We start from the raw sequence: 21,826 nt of genomic DNA on the forward strand, positions 1-21,826 counted from the left end.
GGTCAGGCACCGCCGCTGGCCGTCAGGCACTGGCCGGTGATCCAGCGGGCGTCGTCGCCGGCGAGGAAGGCCACCACGTCGGCGATGTCCTCGGGCTGCCCGAGTCGGCCGAGCGGCACCAGGCTCCCGTAGTGCTCGGCGAGCTGCGGGGTCATCCCGTTGCGGATCAGGTCGGTGTCCACGATGCCGGGGACCACCGCGTTCACCGTCACCCTGCGGGGGGCCAGCTCGGTGGCCCAGACGCGGGTGAAGGCCTCGACCGCCGCCTTGCTGCCCGCATACGCCGACAGTCCGGGCTGGCGGGTCGACGAGCTGCCGCTGCTGATGCTGATGACGCGCCCGCCGTCGGGCATGAGCTCGACCGCCCGCTGCGTGACGAAGAACAGGCCGCGGGCGTTGAGGCCGAACGTGGAATCGTAGATCACCGGCGTCGTCGCGGTCAGCGTCGGCAGGCCGCCGGCTCCGCGGCCGGCGTTGTTGACGAGCACGTCGACCCGATCGGTCCGGGCCCGGATCCGCTCGAACAGGGTGTCGATCTGGGTCAGGTCGGCGACGTCGGCCTGCTCCGCCCAGGCGTCGCCACCGTCCGCCTCGATCTCCTTGACCAGGCTGGCGGCGTGCTCGGCGCTGGCCGAGTAGTTCACGATGACGGCAGCGCCGTCGCGGGCGAGCCGCCGGGCGATGGCGCGGCCGATGCCACGGCCGGCGCCGGTGACGAGCGCGGTCTTACCGGAGAGGGTCATGTCAGCCTTTCGGGTGCTCGCGGGGTCACGCCCGACCGGCACGTCCGAGTCCGGTGCGTTCGGCCGGCGGCCGGCGGTCGGCGGTGCCGTTCTCGCCGGACGGTCAGGGGATGATCACGGTGCGGACGGCCTCGGTGTCGGCGAAGGCGGCGGTGATGTCGGCGGCCGACAGGCCGATGCGCCTGGAGACGAGCCGTTCGAGGTTGAGGCGACCGGCCTCGGCCAGGCGCACCAGCAGTGGGAAATCGACGTCGACGTCGGCTGAGCCGTACACCGCGCTGGTGAAGTTCCGGCCGCTGCTGACGGCCAGCGTCGTGTCGACGCGCCCCGCCGCCTCGAACGCCGCGTCGACTCCGCGACCGGCGGTGAGGTCTTTGACCGTCCGGACGAGGTCGTCGGTGACCGTCGGGTCGAGCACGTCCGTCGCGCCGAGTTCCGCCGCCAGCCGACGCTTGGCGGGGACGGGTTCGATCGCGACGATGCGGCTCGCCCCGGCGACGGCGGCGGCCTGGATCACGGCGAGGCCGACACCACCAGCACCGCCCGCAGGCGGGAATCGACGCCCCGACGACGCGGTCGCCGACACGGACGCGGCTGACGTCCGCTCCGACCTCGACCACCCGTCCGGCCAACTCGTGCCCGAGCGCCAACGGCAGCCCGAAGGGCAGCCGGCCGGCGAGCACGCTGTGGTCGCTGGCGCAGATCCCGCTCGCGCCGACCGCGACGACGACGTCGTGCGGCCCAGGGGGAATGGTCCCCAACTCCGCTGTCGCGAAGGTGTCCACGGCACTGGCGATGCCGACGCTCATCGGATGGCCTCCTCCCAGGCGAGGCGGGACTGGTGCGGGTGGTGCGGCGAGGGGAGCCGCACTCGGGAGGTGCGGTAGGTCATACGACCTCGCCTCGCCTGGAGGCTAACGTTCGTTCGCCGATGAGGTCAACTGGCGAGCCATAAGCCTGAAAAATCGCTGTCAGAGCGATGAATATCAGGAGTACTGGCTAACGAACGTTGACTTGACCGGGGCAGGAGCTCTACCTTCCTGGATCACTGCTGTGACGTCCGGCACAGGCCGGGTGCCCGGCGGAGGAACCCGACTCCGAGGCAAAGGACCGACGATGTCGATCATCCCGTTACGGCGCGCGGGCATCGCCCCGCGTGTGCTGGCCGGCACGGTGCTCTGCGCACTCGTTCTGACGACGGCCGCCTGTGGATCGGACGGTTCCGCCCCCGGCGGGGCGGCCGCGTCCGCGGATCCGTCCCTGTTCCCCGGCACGAAGCCGTCGGCGTCGGCGCCGGTGCGCGTCGCGATCATCACGAACGAGGGCGGGGCGGCGATCAGCCAGCCCGAGACGACCGCGGCGGCCAAGGCTGCGGTCAGCTACGCGAACGACAACCTCGGCGGCATCGGGGGGCACCGGATCGAGATCGCGCTGACCTGCCCGACGAGGGAGGACGTCGCGACCGCCCGGACCTGCGCCAACAAGGTGGTCGAGGCGAAGGCGGACGCGCTGGTCGTGACCTCGACGGGCCTGGGCGCGACGATCGCGCCGATCGTGACCGGGGCCGGCATCCCGTACATCACCGCCAACGGCGCGACGACCCCCGAGCTGACCTCCCCCGCCTCGTTCGTCTGGACGGGCGGCTTCCCCTCGATCCTGCAGGCGTGGGCGAAGTACGCCAAGGACAAGGGCTACCGGTCGTTCACCGCGTTCGTCATCGACTCCCCGTCCGCCATCGGCGCCGCCCAGCAGCTGGGGGCACCGGCGTTCAAGGCCGCCGGGGTGAACTTCACGATCGCCACGGTCCCGGCCGGCACCCCGGACGCCACCCCCATCGTCAGCTCGGCGCTGCGGCGCAAGCCCGACGCGGTCGCCGTCATCGGCGAGTCGACGGTGTGCATCAGCGTCATCAAGGCCCTGGAGACCGCCGGCAACACCGCCGACACGCTGATCACTCAGCCCTGCGTGGAGCGCAGCGTCCTGGACGCCGTCGGGTCCGCCATCGACGGCACCCAGGTCGCCACCCCGTACGACGTGATCAGCAAGGATGATCCCGAGGTCCGGCGCTACGACGCGATCATGGATCGGTACGCACCGGACACCCCGACGGGCGGCTACGCCGGCATCGGGTACCAGGGGATGATGTCGTTCATCCGGGCGGCCCAGGGCGTCCAGGGCGAGATCAGCCCCGCCACCATCACCGCGGCGCTGAAGAGCGCGAAGAACGTGCCGCTGCCGATCGGGCACGGGATCACCTTCACCTGCGACGGCACGGCGCTCCCCCCGCTGATCTCGGTGTGCTCGAGCAGCAACATCTTCGAGAGGTTCGACGCCGGCAAGGCCACCGACGCCCAGGTGGTGAGGCTCCGATGATCCGGGTCGTGCAGTGCTTCACCGGCGGGGTCGGCGCGGAGAACGTCCGCCGCCTCGCCCACCACCCCCGGATGGAGCTCGTCGGAGTCCTGGTCCACAGCGCGCGGAAGGCCGGTCGCGACGCGGGTGACGTGGTGGGCCTCCCCCCGCTCGGCATCACCACCACCCGCAGCCTCGACGACGTGATCGCGCTGGCCCCCGACGCGGCGATCTGGAGCGCGCAGGGCTACGACCCGGAGTCGATCGCCCGGCTGCTCGCCGCCGGCATCAACGTCTACACCGGCCTCGGCGGTTACTTCCTCGACGGCGAGCCGGAACAGGCCCTGCTGGCCGAGGCCTGCCGCACGGGCGGTTCCACGTTCGCCGCCGGCGGCAACATCCCCGGTCTGATCAGCGACGTCCTGCCGATCTTCCTGACCGGCTACACCGGCTCCGTCCGGCACATCGACGCCGTCCAGCGCAACCACGTGGCGCACTACCCGTCCGCCGCGCAACTGCGTGACGGCCTGGGCCTCGGGCTGCCGCCCGGCGAGACCGACAGCGCCGCGGCGCTGGACGCCGGCTGGCTGTGGCTGATGACCTCCTCGGCCAGGATGGTGGCCGCCGCGCTGCGCATCCCCTTCACCCGCATCGAGCAGACGGACAAGCGGACCGCGCTGGCCGCCGAGACCGTGACGCTCCCCGGCAGCGGCCTGACCGTCGAGGCCGGCACCGTCGGCGGGGTCCGCTGGACCTGGACCGCCTACAGCGGCCGGACCGCCTACCTGACGATCACCAACGAGCAGACCGCCGTGCTCGGGCTCGGCGCGGGCTGGCGCGAGACGGAGCGGGAGCCGGCGTGGACCGTGGAGCTCGACGCGTCCCCGCCACTACTCGCCACCCTGACCTGGCCGGAGGGGACCGCGGCGGCGGCGGCCAACGCCCAGCTCAACTCGGCCCGGGCGATCAACGTGCTCGCCGCCCTGGTCACCGCGCCGCCCGGCTGCGTCTCCGTGCTGGACCTGCCCATGATCACCTCCAGTGACACCGTGCTAACCGAGGCCACGCCGTGAGCGGGAACGTGAGCGGGAACGGCGGCGGGAAGAGGAACGGGAGCATCGCAGGTTCCGCCCGCACGGTCACGACGATCGCCCAGCTGCGGGCGGCGGCGGACGCGGTGCGTGCGGCCGGGGGACGGGTGGGTTTCTTCGGGACGAGCGGTGCCCTGCACGAGGGCCACCTGACGGTGATCCGCCGGATGGTGGCCGAGTGCGACCTGTCGATCATGCCGCTGTTCCTGGCCCCGGTCCCCGGGGTCACCTCCGACGCGGTCCCCGTCTACGACCGGGACTTCGACGCGGACGCGGCGTTGGCGTTCGGCGCCGGGGTGAACCTGGTGTTCCGCCCGGCCGTGGCGGAGATGTACCCCGATCTCCCGGTGCGCACGGCCGTCGTGCCGGCCGACGAGCTGGCCGCGCCGTGGGAGAACGCCGAGGACCCGTCGTTCATGCGGATGGCGGCCACGGCGTTGGCGAAGTACTACAACATCGTCGGCCCGTGCCGGGCGTACACGGGGGAGAAGGACTGGGTGCCGCTGACGGTGCTGCGCCGGATGGTCGTGGACCTGTCGATCCGGGCCGAGATCGTCGCGTGCCCCATCGTCCGGCTCGCCGACGGTCTGTGCGCCTCGAGCCGTAACAGGAAGCTGTCCGCAGCGGACCGAGCCGCCGCGCCCACGCTCTACGCGGCGCTGACGGCGGCCGTCGCCGCCATCGAGGCGGGCGAACGGGATGCGGAGGCGATCCGATCCCTGCTCCGGCGGCGGATAGCGGCGGTGGCGCCGGTCGACTACGCCGAAGTGGTCGACGCCGGCACGCTCGTCCGGGTCGACCCGCTGGCCGGCGAGCTCCGGCTACTGGTGTCCGCCGACTTCACCGGCACGCACCTGTTCGACAACGTCGGGGTCACCATCCCCGGCCCGGCCACCCGTCGTCGAACCCCGGGCTAGGCGCGGTCAACCGGAAACCATCATGCAGACAGCGAGAGTGCGCGTTCGGCCATCCCGATCAGCCTGGTGCGCGCCGCGGTGCCGATGTCGCTGTACTTCGTCGAGTTCAGCAGTCCGAAGATCGCATGCACCTCGATCTGGGCCTGACGTTCGGTGAGACCGGGCCGCAGGGCGCGCAGGGGCGTCACCCACAGCCTGGTGTACGCGAGCTGGCGGGACCTGACCTGGTGGGCCGCCTCGGCCGACAGGTTCGCCATGTCCCGGTCGTGCACCCTGATCAGGTCGGGCTCGCTGGTCGCGAAGCCGGCATGACATGCGATGAGCTGTCGCAGCGCGTCCGCGTCGTCGCTCGTGGCCGCGACGACGGCCCGCCCGCTGTCGAGCATCCGCTGGCCGATGTCGATCAACAGCTCGGCGAGCACCTCGTCCTTGCTGCCGAAGTGCTTGTACACGGACGGCCCGCTGATGCCGGAAGCGGCGCCCAGGTCGTCGATGGACGTCCCGTGGAATCCACGGGTGGCAAACATGCGGGCGGCCTCGAGCAGCAACCTCTCGCGCGTCCGCTGGGCGCTCGGTCGCACCGCGCCGCCTCTACCCACGTGGATCCTCCCGTGTTCCATGCCTGGTGCAACACCTGACGACGCAGCCTCGTGTCAGGCTAACGTCCCCTAACCGGAAGGAGCTGTCGGACCGGGGATCGGTACCAGGGGATCGGTACCAGGCGCAACGCGTCGGTGCCGGTGTAGGCGGCGACGAACGCGTCCCGGACCAGTCCGGGAACCTGATGGAAGTAGCCGCTGCTGGCCCGGTGACGGCCACCGTCTCCTGCCGACACACCGGGCGGTACCAGGGGCTCGTCGGCCTGGTGGGAAGCCGGCGCATCCGGCGCAGCGAGAGTCGACCGTTGGGAGTTCATGTCCCTGTAGTTGATCCGCTGCTGTTCGCGATGATTTAGCCTTGAATCGGTAGCCGAGGCCGCCGTGCGTGCCGATCTGGTCCGCAGTCCGCGTTCCGGCTGAATCTTCCGGCTTAATCTTCCGGCTTCGTCGGGTTCGCCCGGCCGAGCTAGCGTGAGGAGAAACGTGGCTGAGCAGCACCATGGCACCGGGAACCCGGCGGACCATCCGAAGATCGACGTGACGACGCCGCATTCGGCTCGGATCTGGAACTACTGGATGGGCGGCAAGGACAACTACCCGGTGGACCGTGAGGCCGGCGACGCCTACATCAAGGCGTTCCCGGGGATCGTCACCCTGGCCAAGGAATCCCGGCGGTTCCTCATCCGGGCTGTCGCCCACCTCGCCGGCGAGGTGGGCATCCACCAGTTCCTCGACATCGGCACCGGCCTGCCGACCATGCAGAACACCCACGAGGTCGCCCAGCGCCTCGTACCAGAGTCCCGCATCGTGTATGTCGACAATGACCCGCTCGTGCTGGCGCACGCCCGCGCCCTGCTGGTCAACACCACGCCGGAGGGCGTGACGACCTACGTCGACGGTGATCTCCACGAGCCGGACCAGATCATCGCTGACGCCAGGAACGTCCTGAACTTCTCCCAGCCGATCGTCGTCATGTTCATGGGGATCCTGGGGCACATCGCCGACTTTGACGAGGCACGTGCGGTCGTGGCGCGGGTGGTGGCCGCGGTCCCCTCCGGCAGCTATCTACTGCTGTGGGACAGCACCAACACCAGCGAGGGGTTCGACGAGGCCCAGCAGGGCTATGACGACACGGGCGCGGTCCCCTACATCCTGCGTAGCCCGGATCAGGTCGCTCGTTTCTTCGAAGGCCTGGAACTTCTGGAGCCGGGGGTGGTGTCGATCTCGCAGTGGCGACCGGACGACACCGAGGGCGCTGCGGCGGTGGATGGCTACGGCGCCGTGGCCCGCAAACCATAGAATCGTATTATCCGTCGTACTCCGGCGTGTAGTAGTAGCTCCACGCCGGAGCGCCGTCACCGTCGCGAATCCCGGGGATCGGTGCCAGGGGAATTGGTACCAGGGGATCGGTACCGGGCGCCGACCACCTGGACGTCGAGTCCGTCGAGCGGGAGAGCGGCGAAGTGGCGGGAACCTTGGCTGGGAGGACTCATGGGGCGAGGTGAGACGACCTCCCGTGTCGAGACCGACGAGAAGGCGATTGCTGCGCGACGGACCGACGGCGAAGGCGCGGACGTCCCGCTCCCGTCGTCGGTGACGGTGCCGGCCACGTCCGGGGCGCGAGGGCTCGGCGACGGGCCCCGTACCCGGGAGCGCATCCTCGCCGTCGCGCTCGACCTGTTCACCCAACAGGGTTACGCCGGCACGTCGATCGCGGACATCGCGGCCCGGCTGGGCACCAGCAAGGCGGCCCTTTACTACCACTTCGACTCAAAGGTGGAGATCCTCGACGCCCTGGTCGTCGAGCCGCTGTCCGCCTACGCCCAGCTCGCCGAGCGGGCGGCGACCGAGCGCATGGCCGCGCCGGAACTGCTGGCCACGCTGATCGACATGATGGCCGACTCGCGTGTCCTGTCCGGCGTGATCGGTAACGACCCTTCGGTGCTCTCGGTGCTGCAGCAACGGCCGCAGTGTCCCTGTCCGAAGGAGGGCATGAACACGATCATCGGAGTGCTGGCCGGAGGGGCGGCCGGCACCACGGCGCTGATCCGCGCCACCGCCGCGTTCGCCGTCGCGAAGGAGACGACGCTGGCGATCATGGGCCAGGGCAAAGGCTCACTGGACCGGCGGACCCGGGCGGAGATCCTGGCCGCGGCGATGCGCGCGCTCGAGCCGTAGAGCGGGAGCCTGGGCGTCCCCGCTCGTGAACCCGACCGTCCGGGCGAGTGCGCCTCGGGCCGGGGGCGGGACGGCTCCGAATGCCTCAGCCGTCCTGGGTGGTGGTCGCCACAGCTTCGCGAAGCAGGCTCGTGTCGGGGCACTGATCGAGCACGAACCGGGCGACGTCGGCGCCGGCGATTTCCCGCCCACGAGACGATGGGTGCGTAGTAGGTTACATGGTGATAATCCGCCGTGCGGCTACCGAACGGAACCTACCCGCCGAACTGGTCTCGGGTTCGTAACGGGAACTGTCGGTTCCGACCGGTGACTTCAGCGGTCCGGTCGCAGTGTTGGGGTCCCGGGGGGTTCCGCATATGTCGATACCACCTTTGCCGATACGGACGCTTCGCCATCCCTTTGAACCGTCGCGGCTCGCTCTAGCGATGGGATTGTCGGGTGTGGGCCTCGGCGTCGGGATCATGGTTCTCGTTCGGATCGGTCTGCGTGTCAGCTGGGTCGTTCCACTCGTGCTCGTGCTTACCGTTCTGTTCTTCCTCGCGCTGGTCTGGTTCGCCCTGCAAATCAATCGGGCGCGTTTGCTCGGCCGTGGCGTCCGGGTCACGGAACAGACATTGCCGGCGCTTCAGCGAGTGCTCGCAGACGTCTGTGCGCGGCTGGACTACCGCAAGCCGGTGGATGTGTACGTGGTCGACAAAGCTTTGCGGTCGACGAGCCTGACCAGCTACCTGGGCACCAGGATCATCATCCTGGAGGGTGACATCGTCGCCGATCTCCAGACCGATGAGAATCGCGGCCAGCTGACTTTTCTCATCGCCCGCTATATTGGCGCGCTCAAGGCACGGCACCAGCAGCTGACGCCTGTCCTGCTTGTCCTCGGATTCTTCCGGTATCTCACGCCACTCGGTTTATTCCTGCTCCCCTATATGCGCGCGACGGCCTACTCCGGTGACCAGATCGGGCAGGCATGCTCCGACCTCCCGTCCTCTCTCGCCGCGACGAACAGGCTTCTCGTCGGCAGGGACCTCACCCCGAGCCTCGCTGTTCGGGGTGTGTTCGAGCAGGCCGTCACGGTTCGCCGTAAAATCCTGCCCCGACTGGCGCAGCTGGGTGCCGTGGAACCCCACCTGACGAACCGTTACCTCAACCTTCTCCGTTACGCGTCCGCCGCAGACCCCGCCGCCCTGGCGGGGTACCGGGAATCGCTGGACCAGGACACGACCGAACGGCTGGACGCAGCCCTGCAGGCGGCGCCCGGCCGCCGTGGCGCCGGGCCCCGGCTTCGCGCCCCTCTCATCGCGTCCGCCGCCGCCGGCGCCATCCTGGTGCTGGCTGGGCTCCTGCTGTTCGGTAGCGGTTCCGGCGCGACGCCGCAACCCGAGGGGAGCGCGAACGCGACGGACACGGCCAGCGGTTCGACCACGAGCGCGACCACGGACGACCTTCTCGGCCATATACCGAGCGATATCCGGCCAACGTGTCAGAAGTACACCGAGACGGAGACGACCTTCACGTCCGGACTACTCGAGTCGCAAAGCTGTTCCCCGGGCGGAACAGGCACCCCGGACAGCGCCAATTACTACCAGTACGACAGCCTCACGTCGATGAACCATGTCTTCGACACCTACACGTCGGATCTGACCGCCGGAAGCTGCCCCCGCGAGGGCGTCGACACGTACAAAAGCGGCCGGCGTGCCTGCTACACCGGCACGAACCTACAGAACATCATTATCTGGACCAACACGGACCTCAACATTCTCTCCTTCGGCCTCTCCAAGCAGATGGACCTTGCCGGCCTGACCACCTGGTGGTCGTACGCCGGCCCCGAATAGCGGTCAGACAGGCCCCTCGGGGCGCGTCTCGGCGAGTGCCACGTACCAACCGTCGTGGGCGGTGACATTCTCCCGCAGCGCCCACACCCTGGTGGCGAACGGCTCGTAGGCGGACAACTCGACCCTCAGGCTCAGCAGGTCCGCGTAGGCCGGGCTGCGGTGTCCGCTGAAATCTCGCCGGCCAGGGCAGCGCGCCGCAGCACATTGGCGACCTCCACCGGCCTGAGGTGGGGCGCGCCCTCAAGGGGCACCTGTTCATCCACATGGGAGACGGTTCGGGTTTCCGAGCGGAGCCCTTTGCCCGTGCCGATCGGCGGGATGGGCAATGAGCGAATACCAGTACTACGAGTTCCTCCTGGTCGACGCCGTCCGCGGGAGTCGCATTCCTTGCACCATGCCGCTGGACGTGACCACGTGACCACGCGACTGGGTCCGGCACGCACCTCCAGCGGCCGGCCACAGTCGCACGTCCGCAGTCGCCGTTCGTCCCGGACCGATCCGTGATGAGCACCTGCCGGCGCCGGGGACGAGGACAGCCGACGCCTCGGCATGCCTCCTGCCTACGGGCCGCGGCCTCGACCGCGACGCACCATCACCTGTCGTAGTCGACTGCTCCAGGACAAGTAAGGCTCGGACCGTTGCCCGACTGCCCCCGACCTGCTCCTTCCCAAGCCACAAACATCCCCGACCCGTAGGGAAGAACCGAATATGCAGGTCGGATGGTTCGTGACGTTAAGTAGTTAATCCGGTCGCCCTGGCAAGAATATTTCGATCTTGCTCCAAAGTCATGAATCATCATCCGCCCGGTCGCCACAGGGCGCTTGACCAGGGACGACGCCGAGTGGGCCCGCAGGCGGCACCGTCGCGGGCAGCCTAAAACGCGTGTTCGGCCGGTCGCGTGGGACCCGCCGCCGACCCACTTCTCCTGATCGGCCGGAGTGAGGTCGGCCCCGACCTAGTCCGTGCTGTGCGCGGAGATGCTTGCCGGACCAGCGATACGACCCTACACTTGCATATTGTGTCTGGACACAAAGTTCTCGTCGCGCGCCGTCATGTCGACCTGCGTCGGTCCGCCAGTGCGCTGTGTCGATAGACATTCCTACAGGGCAGAGGCGTCGGTAGGCGTCGGCGAGGAGTTCATCCCGCCTCCAAGCGCCTGCACGAGCCGGGTTCGCGAACTGTCCGAAGTTCGCTTCTAAGGCATGAGGCGAGGTCCGTCTGCCGCCCTGCGGGCAGCACACCTTAACGCCGACAACGGTCCCTCGGCCAATGCCCCGAGGGCGGCATAACCATCCTCCGGCGCAAGACCCGCGCCATGATCCGCATTTTTTCCGGTCAGCCGACAGCCGTCAACGTCCCCGCCAGCCTCGAGAGCCTCAAGTAACGAAAAAAACTTTCGCATGCCCGCATGCGGAAAGGAACCACACTACGCGATGAGCACGGAACCACACGACACCAGGCACTACGAAACCACGATCGCCGGCGTGGACAACGCCGAGATCAACCGCATCGTCTCATCGCCGTACGCCAACGTGGGGGTAGAGGAGCTGCTCACCGCGGCCGGCCGCGGGGAGTTCTTCGGCCCGGCCGGAACGGAGCCCGGCGGGGCGAGCCTCATCCGCTGAAAGACCCGGCTGTACGCGGAGGACGGACGCAGGCAGGGCGCTACTGCGCGCGGTCGCACGCGAGCTCGACGACCGGACCACGCAGCCCGATGCCGCCGAGGACGGGGCCGTCGCCGAGCTGGTCCAGCGGGCCCTGGCCGTGCGCGCACAACCAGCACCTCCGCGCTGCACGCCATGCGGCTCGGCTACGACAGCTCCAAGACCGCTGCGCGCGCCGATCAGCTCGGGTTCGACCGCCACTGGCGCGACGCCCGGACGTCGGCGCGGCGCACACCGCTCGCCCAGCCCAGCGGGGGCTCGGCAACCACTCCGTCGACCCCACGAAGGACTCCACGACCACCGAAAGGTGATCTCAGGATGATGCACACGCTCCGGGCACGGGCCGCCACGAAGGGACTCGCCGCGCTCATCGCCGTGGCGGCGACGGTCGTCGCCACGGGATGCGGCAGCGACGGCTCCTCGAGCGGCGGCGGCTCGAGGAGCGGCGCCGCTCAGACGACGCGAGAGCAGACCGAGAGCAGCGCCTCCCAGCAGGCGCTGGCAGCAGCGCAGCGATTCGTCGCGCCGTACACCAAGGCGCCCGTGTGGCGTGGCCCGCAGACCTCGCCGCCGGTCGCAGGGGACAAGCACATCGTGTTCGTCAACACGGTGCCCGGCCAGCCGACGCTGCGGGCCGTCGGAGCGGCGGCGCAGGAGGCCGGGCGTGCGCTCGGATGGCACGTGACCGAGATCGCCGCCTCGAAGGTCACCGACGCCCCCGATGTGTTCGACCGTGCGATCGCGCAGAAGCCGGACGGCATCCTCTTCGGCTTCCTCGACACGACGGTGTACCCGTCGATCGCCGCCGCCCTGGTGAAGTCGAAGATCCCGACCGTCGTGGTCGGCGTGGTCCCGAACAAGGCCAACGCCAGCGCGTGGACGCACATCGTCGACATCGACCACTCGCTGCAGGGGCAGCTGACCGCGGCGGCCGCGGTGCTGGACCGCAAGGCCGATGCGAAGCTCGGAGTGCTGGCCGTCGCGCCGGGCGCCAACCTGTCGGGGGACACGTTCATCGCAGGTGTCAAGAGCTTCCTGGACAGCAACGGGGGAGGCTCGATCGTCGGGACCAAGCCCATCGACATCAACACGCTCACCGATCCCTCGGCGGTTGGGCAGGCGGCGGTCGCGTTCGCGCAGGCCACCCCGGCGCTCAATACGTTCTACGTCGGCTACGACGGCACCGCCAGCTCGGTTGTCCCGGCACTGCGACAGGCGGGGCTGATCGACAAGGTGCACGTGCTCGCGCACGACGGCGATCCCCAGAACCTCACCTGGGTCCGCGAAGGCGGCGGTCAGGTGGCCGACGTCGTCTGGGCGCAGGCGTGGGCGACGTGGGCGGCGTTCGACGACTTCAACCGGATCTTCAACCGCGTACCGCCGAGCAAGGACGATGGCATCCCGCTGCGCCTGTTCACGAAAGACCACCCGAAGGACGGGAACAACCAGTGGTCCGGGGACCTCGACTTCCGCGCCAGGTACAAGTCGCTGTGGAAGGTCCGCTGACATGACGGCCGAGAGCATGCTGTCGATCAGCGAGGTCTCCAAGAGCTTCGGCGCGACCCGGGCGCTCGACGACGTCTCACTCACGTTCCCCAGGAGCTCCGTGACGGCGCTTCTGGGGGAGAACGGGTCGGGCAAGTCGACGCTCATCAAGATTCTCGCCGGCGTGCACGCGCCCGATCCTGGCCGGGCCGCGTTGCGGGTCCGGCAGACGGAGGTGGCGCTGCCCCTCTCACCCGCTCGGGCCCACGCTCTCGGCCTGCGCTTCCTGCACCAGGACCTCGGGCTGATGGGCGAGGCGACCGTCGCGGACAACATCGGCCTGTACTCCGGGTACCTGTCGAGGGCGCTCACGCCATTGCGCCCAGGTCGGGAGCGCCGCCGGGCAGCGCTCCTGCTGGAGCGCTTCGAGGTCCACGCGTCCCCGGACGACTACGTCTCCGACCTGTCGCTTTCGGACCAGACCATGGTCGCGATCGCGCGAGCCTTCGAAGACGAGAACGATGACGCCTCGCGCGTCCTCGTGCTGGACGAGCCGACCGCCGCGCTGCCCGGTGACGAGGTCGACCGCGTCTTCGGCGCCGTCCGGCGCGCCCGCGACGCGGGGGCGGCCGTGATCCTCGTCTCCCACCGTCTCGAGGAGGTCCTGCAGATCGCCGACCGCGTCGCCGTCCTGCGCGACGGGCGCCTCGTCAGGGAACGGCCCGTCGCCGGCCTCGGCGTCGGCGATCTGGTCGAGATGATGATCGGCAAGGACCTGGCCGAGCACGAGAGCACACCGAAGGCCGTAGGCGAGTCGAACGAGCCCATCGTCGTCGGGCGCGGGCTCTACGGGCGGCGCCTGGCGGGGGTCGACGTCGAGATTCGCCCCGGCGAGGTGTTGGGCATCGGCGGGCTCGTGGGCTCGGGGCGCAGCGAGCTGACCCGGATACTGGGCGGCGCCCAGCGGCCGCGGCGCGGGACGCTCAAGGTCGGCGGTCGCCCGCGGTCGTACGTGGCGCCGCACGCCGCCGTCGCCGACGGCATCGTGACCGTGCCGCAGAACCGCCGTCGCGACGGCGTCCTGCTCGACCTGACGGTGCGGGAGAACCTGACGCTCGGCGATCTGCGCTCGCTCACGCGCTGGTCGATGATCGACCGCGCGCGCGAGCGTGCCGAGGCGCGGACGCTCATCGAGCAGTTCGACATCCGTCCGCGCGCCCTGGAGTTTCCCGTGCGCCTCCTCAGCGGAGGCAACCAGCAGAAGGTGGCGATCGCGCGGGCGGTGCGGCTGCGGCCGCGCGTCCTGGTCCTCGACGAGCCCACCCAGGGCGTCGACGTCGGCGCGCGCAGGGAGGTGGCGGGCATCATCCGTCGTCTGAAGGCGGACGGGATGGCGATCGTGCTCGGCACGTCGGACGGCGACGAACTGCTCGATCTCGCCGATCGCGCCCTGATCCTCGACCGTGGCCGAACACGGCGCGTGTTCGGGCCCGGGGAGCTGACGCCCAGCCGGCTGGCGCACGCGACCGCCGGCGTCGAGGGCTACTCGGCATGAGCGACGTGGTCGAAGTCGACGCGGCGAGCACGGTGCACGTGTCACGCCGAGAGGGGCGCACGCTGGCGGTGCCGTTCGCCGCGAGCGCGTTCGGCCTGCTCACCCGGCTGTCGCCGTTGGTCCTGCTGCTCTCCTTCGTGCTCGTCTTCTCGCTACTCAAGCCGGCGCAGTTCGCGACCTGGGACAACTTCAGCGCGATCCTGTACGCGTCGTCGGTCTCGGCGATCGTCGGGCTTGCCATGACCGTGTCGTTCACGGCGGGCGAGATCGACATCTCCGTGGGAGCCGTGATGGGCGTCGCCGCCATGTTCACGGCGTGGGCGTTCGGCCACGGCTGGCCCACGGTCGCCGCCGTCGCCGCAGCGCTCGCCGTCGGCGCCGCAATCGGTCTGGTCAACGCCGTCCTGATCGTGGCGGCCCGCCTCAACTCATTCATCACCACGCTTGGGATGATCACCGCCCTCGGGGGCCTGGCGTACCTCATCGGCGACGGCAAGACGCTCTACGAAGGGATACCGACGAGCTTCAACCACCTGGTGAGCAAACGGGTCCTCGACGTCCCGCTCGTGGTCGTCTACACGCTCGTCCTGGCGCTCCTGCTCGGCTACCTCATCTCGCGAACACCGTTCGGCCGGCGCCTGCGCGCCACCGGCTCGGGACGCGAGGCGGCGGCGTTGATCGGCGTGCGCACCTCGCGGTACATCACGATCTCCCTGGTCCTCGGGGCGACCCTGGCCGCGCTGGCCGGCGTGGTCCAGACTGCCGAGCTCCAGTCGGCCAACCCGTCGATCGGCACGGACTTCCTGCTCAACGGAGTCGCGGCCGTATTCCTTGGCGCTCTCGTCTCGCGACGCGGCCATCTGAACGTGTGGGGGACCCTGCTGGCCGTCGTGATGCTCCGCGTCGGCCTCACGGGACTGACGATGGTGGGCGCGCCGGCCTGGGTGCCGAACGTGTTCAACGGCTGCGCGCTGCTCGCGGCGCTGCTCATCTCGCGCGCGGGTAGCGGCGGCGCCCCCGCCAGCCTCGGAAACCTCAGGTAGCCGAAAAGACATCCATCTACAATGCACGGGCGGTTGGGCAGTACCTGGTGCACGGCATGCTGCCGAACGCCGTATTCCCCGAGAAGAAGGACGAGGAGTAGCGCCGGGTACCGTGTTCCGCGGCGCACTGCGCAACGCGGGCGTGTGGTTCGCCGACCACACCGTGCGGATTTCCTAAGAAGACCAACCAGACGAAAGGTCACCGATGGCGACCAGCACAGAGACCAAGCCCAGCGAGGCGTCCAAGCAGCTCGACCTCGCCGAGGCCGACGAAGCGATCCGAGCCGAGCTCATCGTGGCCGTGCAGAAGCTGCACCGCGCGCAGGTGCTGCCCTTCAGCGTGAATTCGAACGGCAGCGTCCGGCTTCCCAGCGGGGACGGTATCCTGGTTTCGTCCTATGGGCTCAAGGCCGACATCGGCGTCGACGACTTCGGAGTCGTCGATTTCGAGGGGCGGCTCGTACGTGGCGCCCTCGGCCCGGATGTGGTCCATGCCTTGGCGTTCCACCTCGAGGTCTACCGCGCCCGTCCCGAGGTCGACACGGTTCTGCACACGCATTCGCCGGCGGCCACGAGCTTCGCGGTGGCGGGCAAGCCGCTGCCGCTGCACTACGAGCCGCTGGTCTTCCTGGGCCAGCGCGGGGACATTCCGGTCACCAAGTATGGAGACCGCACCAAGGGCAGCAAAGTCTCCGACGAGGTCGCCGCGAGGCTCGCCGAGCACCCGGACACGAAGGCGATCCTGCTCGCCAATCACGGCCTGCTGGTGTGGGGCTCGCGTCCGGTCACGACCGCCGAGTTCCTGATCACCGTCGAGGAGGCCGCCACCATCATCATCGGCGCGGCCGCCCTCGGCGGCTCGAGGCCGTTCCCGATCTCATATGGCGCTGAGTGAAGGGATCGTCGATCTCCAGGCGTGCTGGCTGCCGGAGCGCTCCGCCGAGCTTCTCGCGGCGCGCTCGCAGCCGCCACGGATCGTCGCCGACGGGCCAGGCCCGGCGCTGGAGCTCGGGCTGATCGGCGCCGTCCCGCCGGTCGGCGCGGTCGCCTCCACCACGTGGCCGCCTGTGACGGTAGGGCGGCCTCCCACCGGCCGGCTCGGCCAACACCGGCACCTGGCAGGTCGAGATCGACTGCGGGGTGGACATCAACGATCCTGACGCCGCCGGCCCGGCCGAGCTCGACGTCTGGACGCGCTGGCCCGGCGCGCCCGACGACCCGGGCGTCGGCCGGGCCTGCTGGCGTTCGCGACGGGCGGTCTCCTCATCGCCACGGCGCTGCGCCCCCACGCGGGAGTCGGGCAGGAACAAAGGCACCTGACGGTCTCGACCGGGGTGCTCAGCCACACGATCACGTTCCACCCGCCGATGCGGGCCGGAGACCGGCTGCTGCTGGCCCACCGCGATCCGTACGCGCGCCCGCGAGACCATGCGGCCGGCCGGATCACCGCGGCCGGGGTACGATTTCTGGCGCCGGGAAAATGCGACCGTAGCCCCTGACGGGGGCAATGTCCCAGGACATTGTTAAAGATCATGATCCCAACGGTCTTTCTTGATTCTCGAATTATGTCGCACCTGGGTAGTTATGTCCCTGGCGTCCGCGGTCACCCGTTTGTGTGACCGGTCCGTCTCCTCGTGCGATGGCCTCTACAGAAGTTGGAGGCAGCAGTCGAGGAACTGTCGGAAAGGCGTCAGCTTGTTTCCTTCGGTGGTCATCGACGTAATCTATTCCTCACTGGCCGTGCAGGTATCGCGCGGTGGTCTCCCGGGTGTACGCGGCGTCGAGCGTGACAACGGTCTGGCCGGGATCGGGCGGGCGTTCGCCAGCAGCACGGCGACCTGGTTGATCTCGTTGGCGCCGGCGGGTACCCGCGGGGAAACGTGAGGGTACGGCCTGGTGGCTGGTTTCCGAATCGGCTGCGAAGAATCGGGCCATTTTCCGCGGAAGTCCATGACGGTCGCGGGAGTGTGCCACCCGGATGGAGACGCGATACCTCTACCAGAGGTAGTTGCGACCACACCCACACGCTCTCACCTACGGCGGTTGTGACCATGCACTAAGCGACGGTCCCTACGCTGCAACCAACCGTCACGAAGAGTCATCGGATGAGAGCGCTGTCGCGCTCGAGCGCGAAGATCTATCATAATTGGGAGCCACTTCGTCGGGGCCCGGGCGTTGCGCGGGTCCCTTCGATAGAGTGATCTGTCTCACAGGTGCGGAATGGGTCTATCCAGTGGCCTGTGGTAATGCTTTTATCCTTATTGAACGGATTCCGCAAAGCACGGTTCAGGTTGCGAACCATGTGTCTATCGGCGGTTGATCGCTGCGCGGATATCAGCAGATCCTCGACGAAACTGGCATGGCCGCGCCGGTTCCGGTCCGGAAGTTGTCTCTGCCCGACGATGCCGGCCACGAACAGTGACGGTCCACGGTTCGACCGACCTGTGGTGAGCGACTCCAGGTTCGGCCGGCAGCTGCCCAGTACAAACCGATACTGACAGCGCGAAGCAGATATCGATTAGGGAACTCTTGCCTGGCCAGGCGCCTGGCAGAGCGCCGGCCGTATGTCACCCAACCCGGCACCGATCTCGTCCAATGCCTCTCCGTGCGGACGGCAGGCGGACGGTGCGGACTTGCGGGTAGGCAGGGGTGAGCTTTCGGTCGGCGCCGTCTTCTCCCGGCCTGTTGGCCCGGGCGATCAGGTCGAACTCTCTACTCCAAAGGATCTCTCACAATGACGGATTTGTCTGAGATGCGGCCGCGCACGGCGGGTCTGCGTAGCATCCCGGTGAAGCCCAGTGGCTGGCGTGTGCTGGTGGTGGAGAACCATGCTGATGACGCCGAGCAATTGGCGCGCGGCCTGGAACGGCATGGGCACAAGGTCATCAAGGTCGGCAGCGGGGGCGAGGCCCTGCAGGCCTATGACGACGCCGACCTGGTCCTGATCGACCTCGATCTGCCGGATCTGGACGGGCTGGAGGTCTGCCGGAGCATCCGGGTCGCCGACGACACGCCGATGATCGCCGTCACCGGACGGGGCAGTGAGCTGGATACCGTGCTGGCCCTGCAGGCCGGCGTGGACGACTACCTCGTCAAGCCGTACGGTTTTCGTGAGCTCATGGCTCGGATGGAAGCCGTCATGCGGCGGACGCGCCCACAGCCGATGGCCGCCGGCGCCATCGTCCACGGCGTGCTCCGGATCGATGCGGCATCGAGGCAGGTCACGGTGGGCGGCCGCACTGTCGAGCTGACCCGTAAAGAGTTCCAGCTGCTGCATCTGCTCGCCTCGCAGGCGGGGAGTGTGATCATGCGCAAGCAGATCATGGTACAGGTGTGGGGGGACACCTGGTCCCGGCGAACCCTGGACACCCACGTCAGCAGCCTGCGCAACAAGCTCGGCAGCACCGAATGGATCATCACGGTGCGCGGTGTCGGATTCCGACTCGGGGAAGCGTGAGGGCCGGTGCCGAACTCCTCATCCGCGGGGGCGGCACGAGGGCAGCCGACCCCGCGGAGATCGTCTGATCGTCGGCGGGACACGGGTGCGACGACGGGATCCCGCGCGAGGGACCGGCCGTGCGCCGCCCGCCCGACGGGCGTTCGACCGCGATCCGTGGACTATGGGCTCACGCCGAGCGGGGCGTCACGGAGCTGGAACAACCGCCGGACGTTGCCGATCCGGATCAGCTCCCGTGCCGGTGCGTCGAACCCGGCCGCGGCCAGCGTGTCGTCGATGTGCGGCTGCGCCGCGTCGCGGTGGATCGGCCAGTCGCTTCCGATGATGATCCGCTCGGCGCCGATGACCTCACCGAAGTAGCGCAGCAGCGGGGCGCTGAACCGCATCGTGTCGAAGTAGATGTTCGCCCCGGCGCTGCCGTCGCCGAGCCGGCTGCGATGCTCGGCGAGTTCGTCGACGGCGTACAGCAACGCGCCGTGCCCGAGCGCGGTGAAGACCAGATGCAGGTTCGGTAGCCGGGTGGGCAGATCCGCGTGCAGCGCCGAGAGGAAGGCCACCGCGTTCTGCAGACCGCGTCCGGCCGAGCTGCCGGGGCGCCCCGCGACCTCCAACAGCACCTCGGCCTGCGGGGGCTGCACGGGGTGCACGAACACCGGCACGCCGAGCCGCGCGGCCAGCTCCAGGGTCGGGAACGCCTCGGGCGAGCCGAGGAACTTCGCGTGGCGGGAGGAGTCCAGCACCAGGCCGTGCAGGCCCAGCTCCTCGAGCGCGTACCGTGCCTGTTCGGCCCCGTCCTCGCCGGCGTAGGCGTCGACGGTGGCGAGCCCGAGGAACCGATCGTGCGACCTGAGCTGCTCGGCGAGGTCCTCGTTCACCGCGTTCACGCGCGCCGACTCGATGTTCCCGCTGGGACCGAACAGCGACTCCACTGGCGCGCTGAGCGCGCGCAGGTCGACGCCGGCGCCCCTGCTCTCGGCCGCGAGGCCGGCGAGATCCTCGCGGGGGTCGGGCTCGCCGAGACCCAACGCGCTCGCGCTGGCCCCGCCCTGCCAGCCGACCGGTTGCCAGTGCGTGTGGATATCGAGGACCTTGGCCTCGTCCAGGGACGTCATTGCGGCGCGCCCGACGCGGCGCGGCCGGAGCCCGCGAAGCACGGTTTCTTCCACAACTTCTCGACAATGATGACGACGTGCTCCGCGGCTACGAGGGCGGTGGTCAACGGGTTCCTCCTTCACTGGCTCGGGTGAATTCTCACTGGATCGATCGGCCGATGTCAAGCAATCTGCGTTAATCGAGTACGGCTGAAACGACTGCGTAGCAAATTACTGAATAGAGTGATCATCCACATCACTTCGGATCACGAAGTACCTGGTCGGTTGCTGGTAGGCCGTCGGATCGGACCTGCGTCCGACCTCGGGCGGCGGCCTCGACGGGTAAATGGCCCCGGTGCTTGCTGGGAAGTCGTACAGCGACGCGCCAGGTGTCGGCGCCGGCGCCGTCGGCGGGCGTGAGGCCGTCGGTGGGCGTGAGGCCGTCGGTGGGCGTGACGGCGGGCGGCGGCCGGCGAGCTCGTCCGCACGACCCGGACTCGGACTCGGACGCAGAACCGGACTCGGACGCAGAACCGGACTCGGACTCAGAACCGGACTCGGACGCAGAACCGGACTCGGACTCAGAACCGGACTCGGACTCAGAACCGGACTCGGACCCGGACTCGGACCCGGACTCGGACCCGGACTCAGAACCGGACCCGTCCCACCCGACGGGGGCCCGCGTCGAGTGCGTCCGGATTATCGGTAATGTCTGACCACGCTCGCGAGGCGGACGACGGACAGTCGCGCTTCGACTCCCATGAGCCAGCCGTGACGGCCCGCCCGTCCCGCGACCGGCCGGTCGGCCCCCGACCGCCAGCACCGTCACCAGCTCTTTTGTAGATGCCCTGACAGTGCGTGGACACGACCGTGGAGAAGCCACGAAGACCTGTCATTTCTTTGCGGACCTATTAAACGGCTGCTATTGGCCGGGGGGTACATTCCGTTGAAGATTAGGTGGTAGGCCGGGGCACCGACGACACCAGGAGTGAGAGACGATGCCCGTAGTATCTGACGCCCGACCAACCTTCGGTCGCCTCGACGTTGACGCGGTCGTGGTCACCACCGCCTCGCTGCCGAACCAGAACGCGGAGAATGTCGCCGAGACCGTTGTCGCGCGCTGGAACACCAGCGATTGGCCGCGGGAGTTGCTCTCGCTGAGCTGTTTCGTCAGCGGCGACGGAACTTCCGTGCTGACGTACGCGCAGTGGGCGGCCGAGAATGCGCTGGTGGAGTCGCTCCGGGACGCCGCCGGCGTTTCCTGGGCCGGCGTTTCCTGGGCCGGCGTCTCCCGGGCGAGCGTTTCGCGGGCCCTGCCCGGTCGCGTCGACGGCGACGCCTCCGGGGTCGACGCCTCCGGGGTCGAGGCCAGCGGGGTCGAGGCCAGCGGGGTCGAGATCACCGGGCCCACGCCGTTCCGCATCTACCGAACCGTCCGGGGCAGCGCGGTCACGGACGAGGACCCGCTGCCGGAGAGCTTTCCCGTCGCGTTCTTCACCATGCCCGACCACGAGACGGCGACGCGGTGGGTCGACGGACTGCTGTCGGCCGAGGAGGAATCCGAGGGCGACGAACGCGCCTACCCGGGCGCCATAGCTGCCAACTTTCACGTCAGTATCGACGGCACCCGCGTGCTCGTCCTCTCGGAATGGTTGTCCGACGAGGCGGCGTCGGCGCATATCGCGGCGGTGTGGGAACCCATTCTGGAACGTTTCGGCGGCGACGCCGGAGCGCTCTACCGGCACTACGCCACGCTCACCGGCCCAGGTCAGTCCGGCCGCTGAACGGAACGGCCCGCGCCAGACGGGAAGAGTGGGAA

18 protein-coding genes and 1 pseudogene are annotated in these 21,826 nt (G+C 69.1%); 14 read left to right on the plus strand and 5 right to left on the minus strand.

Features of this window, described 5'->3' with window-relative positions; genetic code table 11:
* Positions 1-2: 2 nt before the first annotated feature.
* The 3 genes and pseudogenes from FRAQA3DRAFT_RS29010 to FRAQA3DRAFT_RS39015 all read right to left on the minus strand — a co-directional run.
* Complete coding sequence (locus FRAQA3DRAFT_RS29010) at positions 3-743, minus strand: glucose 1-dehydrogenase (RefSeq protein WP_009742624.1); 741 nt, start codon at positions 741-743, stop codon at positions 3-5.
* A 103-nt stretch (positions 744-846) separates the two neighbouring features.
* Positions 847-1,260 carry a zinc-binding dehydrogenase gene (locus FRAQA3DRAFT_RS33820; RefSeq protein ID WP_035921680.1) on the minus strand — a complete coding sequence of 138 codons (414 nt, stop codon included), beginning with the start codon at positions 1,258-1,260 and terminating at the stop codon, positions 847-849.
* A 64-nt stretch (positions 1,261-1,324) separates the two neighbouring features.
* A pseudogene (locus FRAQA3DRAFT_RS39015) lies at positions 1,325-1,552 on the minus strand (alcohol dehydrogenase catalytic domain-containing protein); the annotation flags it as partial.
* A gap of 307 nt (positions 1,553-1,859) precedes the next feature.
* Between FRAQA3DRAFT_RS39015 and FRAQA3DRAFT_RS29020 the strand changes: the two are divergent.
* From FRAQA3DRAFT_RS29020 to FRAQA3DRAFT_RS29030, 3 genes are read left to right on the plus strand one after another with little or no spacing between them, the layout of a single operon-like run.
* Entirely contained in the window at positions 1,860-3,116 is a 1,257-nt protein-coding gene (locus FRAQA3DRAFT_RS29020; protein WP_009742625.1) for an ABC transporter substrate-binding protein, read from the plus strand.
* Positions 3,113-4,168, plus strand: coding sequence for a hypothetical protein (locus FRAQA3DRAFT_RS29025; protein WP_009742626.1), 1,056 nt, complete (start codon positions 3,113-3,115; stop codon positions 4,166-4,168). The genes FRAQA3DRAFT_RS29020 and FRAQA3DRAFT_RS29025 overlap by 4 nt, the downstream gene beginning before the upstream one ends.
* Positions 4,165-5,103, plus strand: a complete 939-nt coding sequence (locus FRAQA3DRAFT_RS29030) for a pantoate--beta-alanine ligase (RefSeq protein WP_009742627.1) — start codon at positions 4,165-4,167, stop codon at positions 5,101-5,103. Before FRAQA3DRAFT_RS29025 ends, FRAQA3DRAFT_RS29030 begins: the two co-directional genes overlap by 4 nt.
* Positions 5,104-5,123: 20 nt before the next feature.
* Here FRAQA3DRAFT_RS29030 and FRAQA3DRAFT_RS29035 read toward each other — a convergent pair whose 3' ends face one another.
* The gene (locus tag FRAQA3DRAFT_RS29035) at positions 5,124-5,630 is read right to left on the minus strand and encodes a TetR/AcrR family transcriptional regulator (protein ID WP_198286990.1); all 507 of its coding nucleotides are present in this window, start codon (positions 5,628-5,630) and stop codon (positions 5,124-5,126) included.
* A gap of 555 nt (positions 5,631-6,185) precedes the next feature.
* Between FRAQA3DRAFT_RS29035 and FRAQA3DRAFT_RS29040 the strand changes: the two genes are divergently transcribed.
* The 10 genes from FRAQA3DRAFT_RS29040 (at position 6,186) to FRAQA3DRAFT_RS29085 (ending at position 18,916) form a co-directional block, all read left to right on the plus strand.
* Positions 6,186-7,001, plus strand: a complete 816-nt coding sequence (locus FRAQA3DRAFT_RS29040) for an SAM-dependent methyltransferase (protein WP_009742629.1) — start codon at positions 6,186-6,188, stop codon at positions 6,999-7,001.
* Positions 7,002-7,193: 192 nt separating this feature from the next.
* Complete coding sequence (locus FRAQA3DRAFT_RS29045) at positions 7,194-7,880, plus strand: TetR/AcrR family transcriptional regulator (protein ID WP_009742630.1); 687 nt, start codon at positions 7,194-7,196, stop codon at positions 7,878-7,880.
* 440 nt (positions 7,881-8,320) lie between these two features.
* The gene (locus FRAQA3DRAFT_RS29050; RefSeq protein ID WP_009742631.1) at positions 8,321-9,712 is read left to right on the plus strand and encodes a hypothetical protein; all 1,392 of its coding nucleotides are present in this window, start codon (positions 8,321-8,323) and stop codon (positions 9,710-9,712) included.
* Positions 9,713-10,730: 1,018 nt separating this feature from the next.
* On the plus strand, positions 10,731-10,805 hold the full coding sequence (locus FRAQA3DRAFT_RS39020) for a putative leader peptide (RefSeq protein WP_369809484.1): 75 nt from the start codon (positions 10,731-10,733) through the stop codon (positions 10,803-10,805).
* Positions 10,806-11,145: 340 nt separating this feature from the next.
* Complete coding sequence (locus FRAQA3DRAFT_RS29055) at positions 11,146-11,337, plus strand: hypothetical protein (RefSeq protein WP_009742633.1); 192 nt, start codon at positions 11,146-11,148, stop codon at positions 11,335-11,337.
* A gap of 357 nt (positions 11,338-11,694) precedes the next feature.
* The gene (locus FRAQA3DRAFT_RS29060) at positions 11,695-12,882 is read left to right on the plus strand and encodes a sugar ABC transporter substrate-binding protein (RefSeq protein ID WP_009742634.1); all 1,188 of its coding nucleotides are present in this window, start codon (positions 11,695-11,697) and stop codon (positions 12,880-12,882) included.
* A gap of 1 nt (position 12,883) precedes the next feature.
* Complete coding sequence (locus FRAQA3DRAFT_RS29065; protein ID WP_009742635.1) at positions 12,884-14,416, plus strand: sugar ABC transporter ATP-binding protein; 1,533 nt, start codon at positions 12,884-12,886, stop codon at positions 14,414-14,416.
* On the plus strand, positions 14,413-15,459 hold the full coding sequence (locus FRAQA3DRAFT_RS29070; protein WP_009742636.1) for an ABC transporter permease: 1,047 nt from the start codon (positions 14,413-14,415) through the stop codon (positions 15,457-15,459). The genes FRAQA3DRAFT_RS29065 and FRAQA3DRAFT_RS29070 overlap by 4 nt, the downstream gene beginning before the upstream one ends.
* Before the next feature lie 205 nt (positions 15,460-15,664).
* The gene (locus tag FRAQA3DRAFT_RS29075; RefSeq protein WP_009742637.1) at positions 15,665-16,354 is read left to right on the plus strand and encodes a class II aldolase/adducin family protein; all 690 of its coding nucleotides are present in this window, start codon (positions 15,665-15,667) and stop codon (positions 16,352-16,354) included.
* 1,839 nt (positions 16,355-18,193) lie between these two features.
* On the plus strand, positions 18,194-18,916 hold the full coding sequence (locus FRAQA3DRAFT_RS29085; protein ID WP_009742638.1) for a response regulator transcription factor: 723 nt from the start codon (positions 18,194-18,196) through the stop codon (positions 18,914-18,916).
* 161 nt (positions 18,917-19,077) lie between these two features.
* Here the strand turns inward: FRAQA3DRAFT_RS29085 and FRAQA3DRAFT_RS29090 are convergent, their stop codons facing one another.
* Positions 19,078-20,028, minus strand: coding sequence for an amidohydrolase family protein (locus tag FRAQA3DRAFT_RS29090; RefSeq protein ID WP_035923738.1), 951 nt, complete (start codon positions 20,026-20,028; stop codon positions 19,078-19,080).
* Positions 20,029-21,005: 977 nt separating this feature from the next.
* On the opposite strand from FRAQA3DRAFT_RS29090, the gene FRAQA3DRAFT_RS29095 reads away from it, so the two are divergent.
* A complete protein-coding gene (locus FRAQA3DRAFT_RS29095; protein ID WP_009742641.1) occupies positions 21,006-21,791 on the plus strand; it encodes a hypothetical protein in 786 nt (261 codons plus the stop codon).
* The last annotated feature ends 35 nt before the right edge of the window (positions 21,792-21,826 follow it).

The organism is Frankia sp. QA3, from assembly GCF_000262465.1.
In the GTDB taxonomy this organism is placed as follows: domain Bacteria; phylum Actinomycetota; class Actinomycetes; order Frankiales; family Frankiaceae; genus Frankia.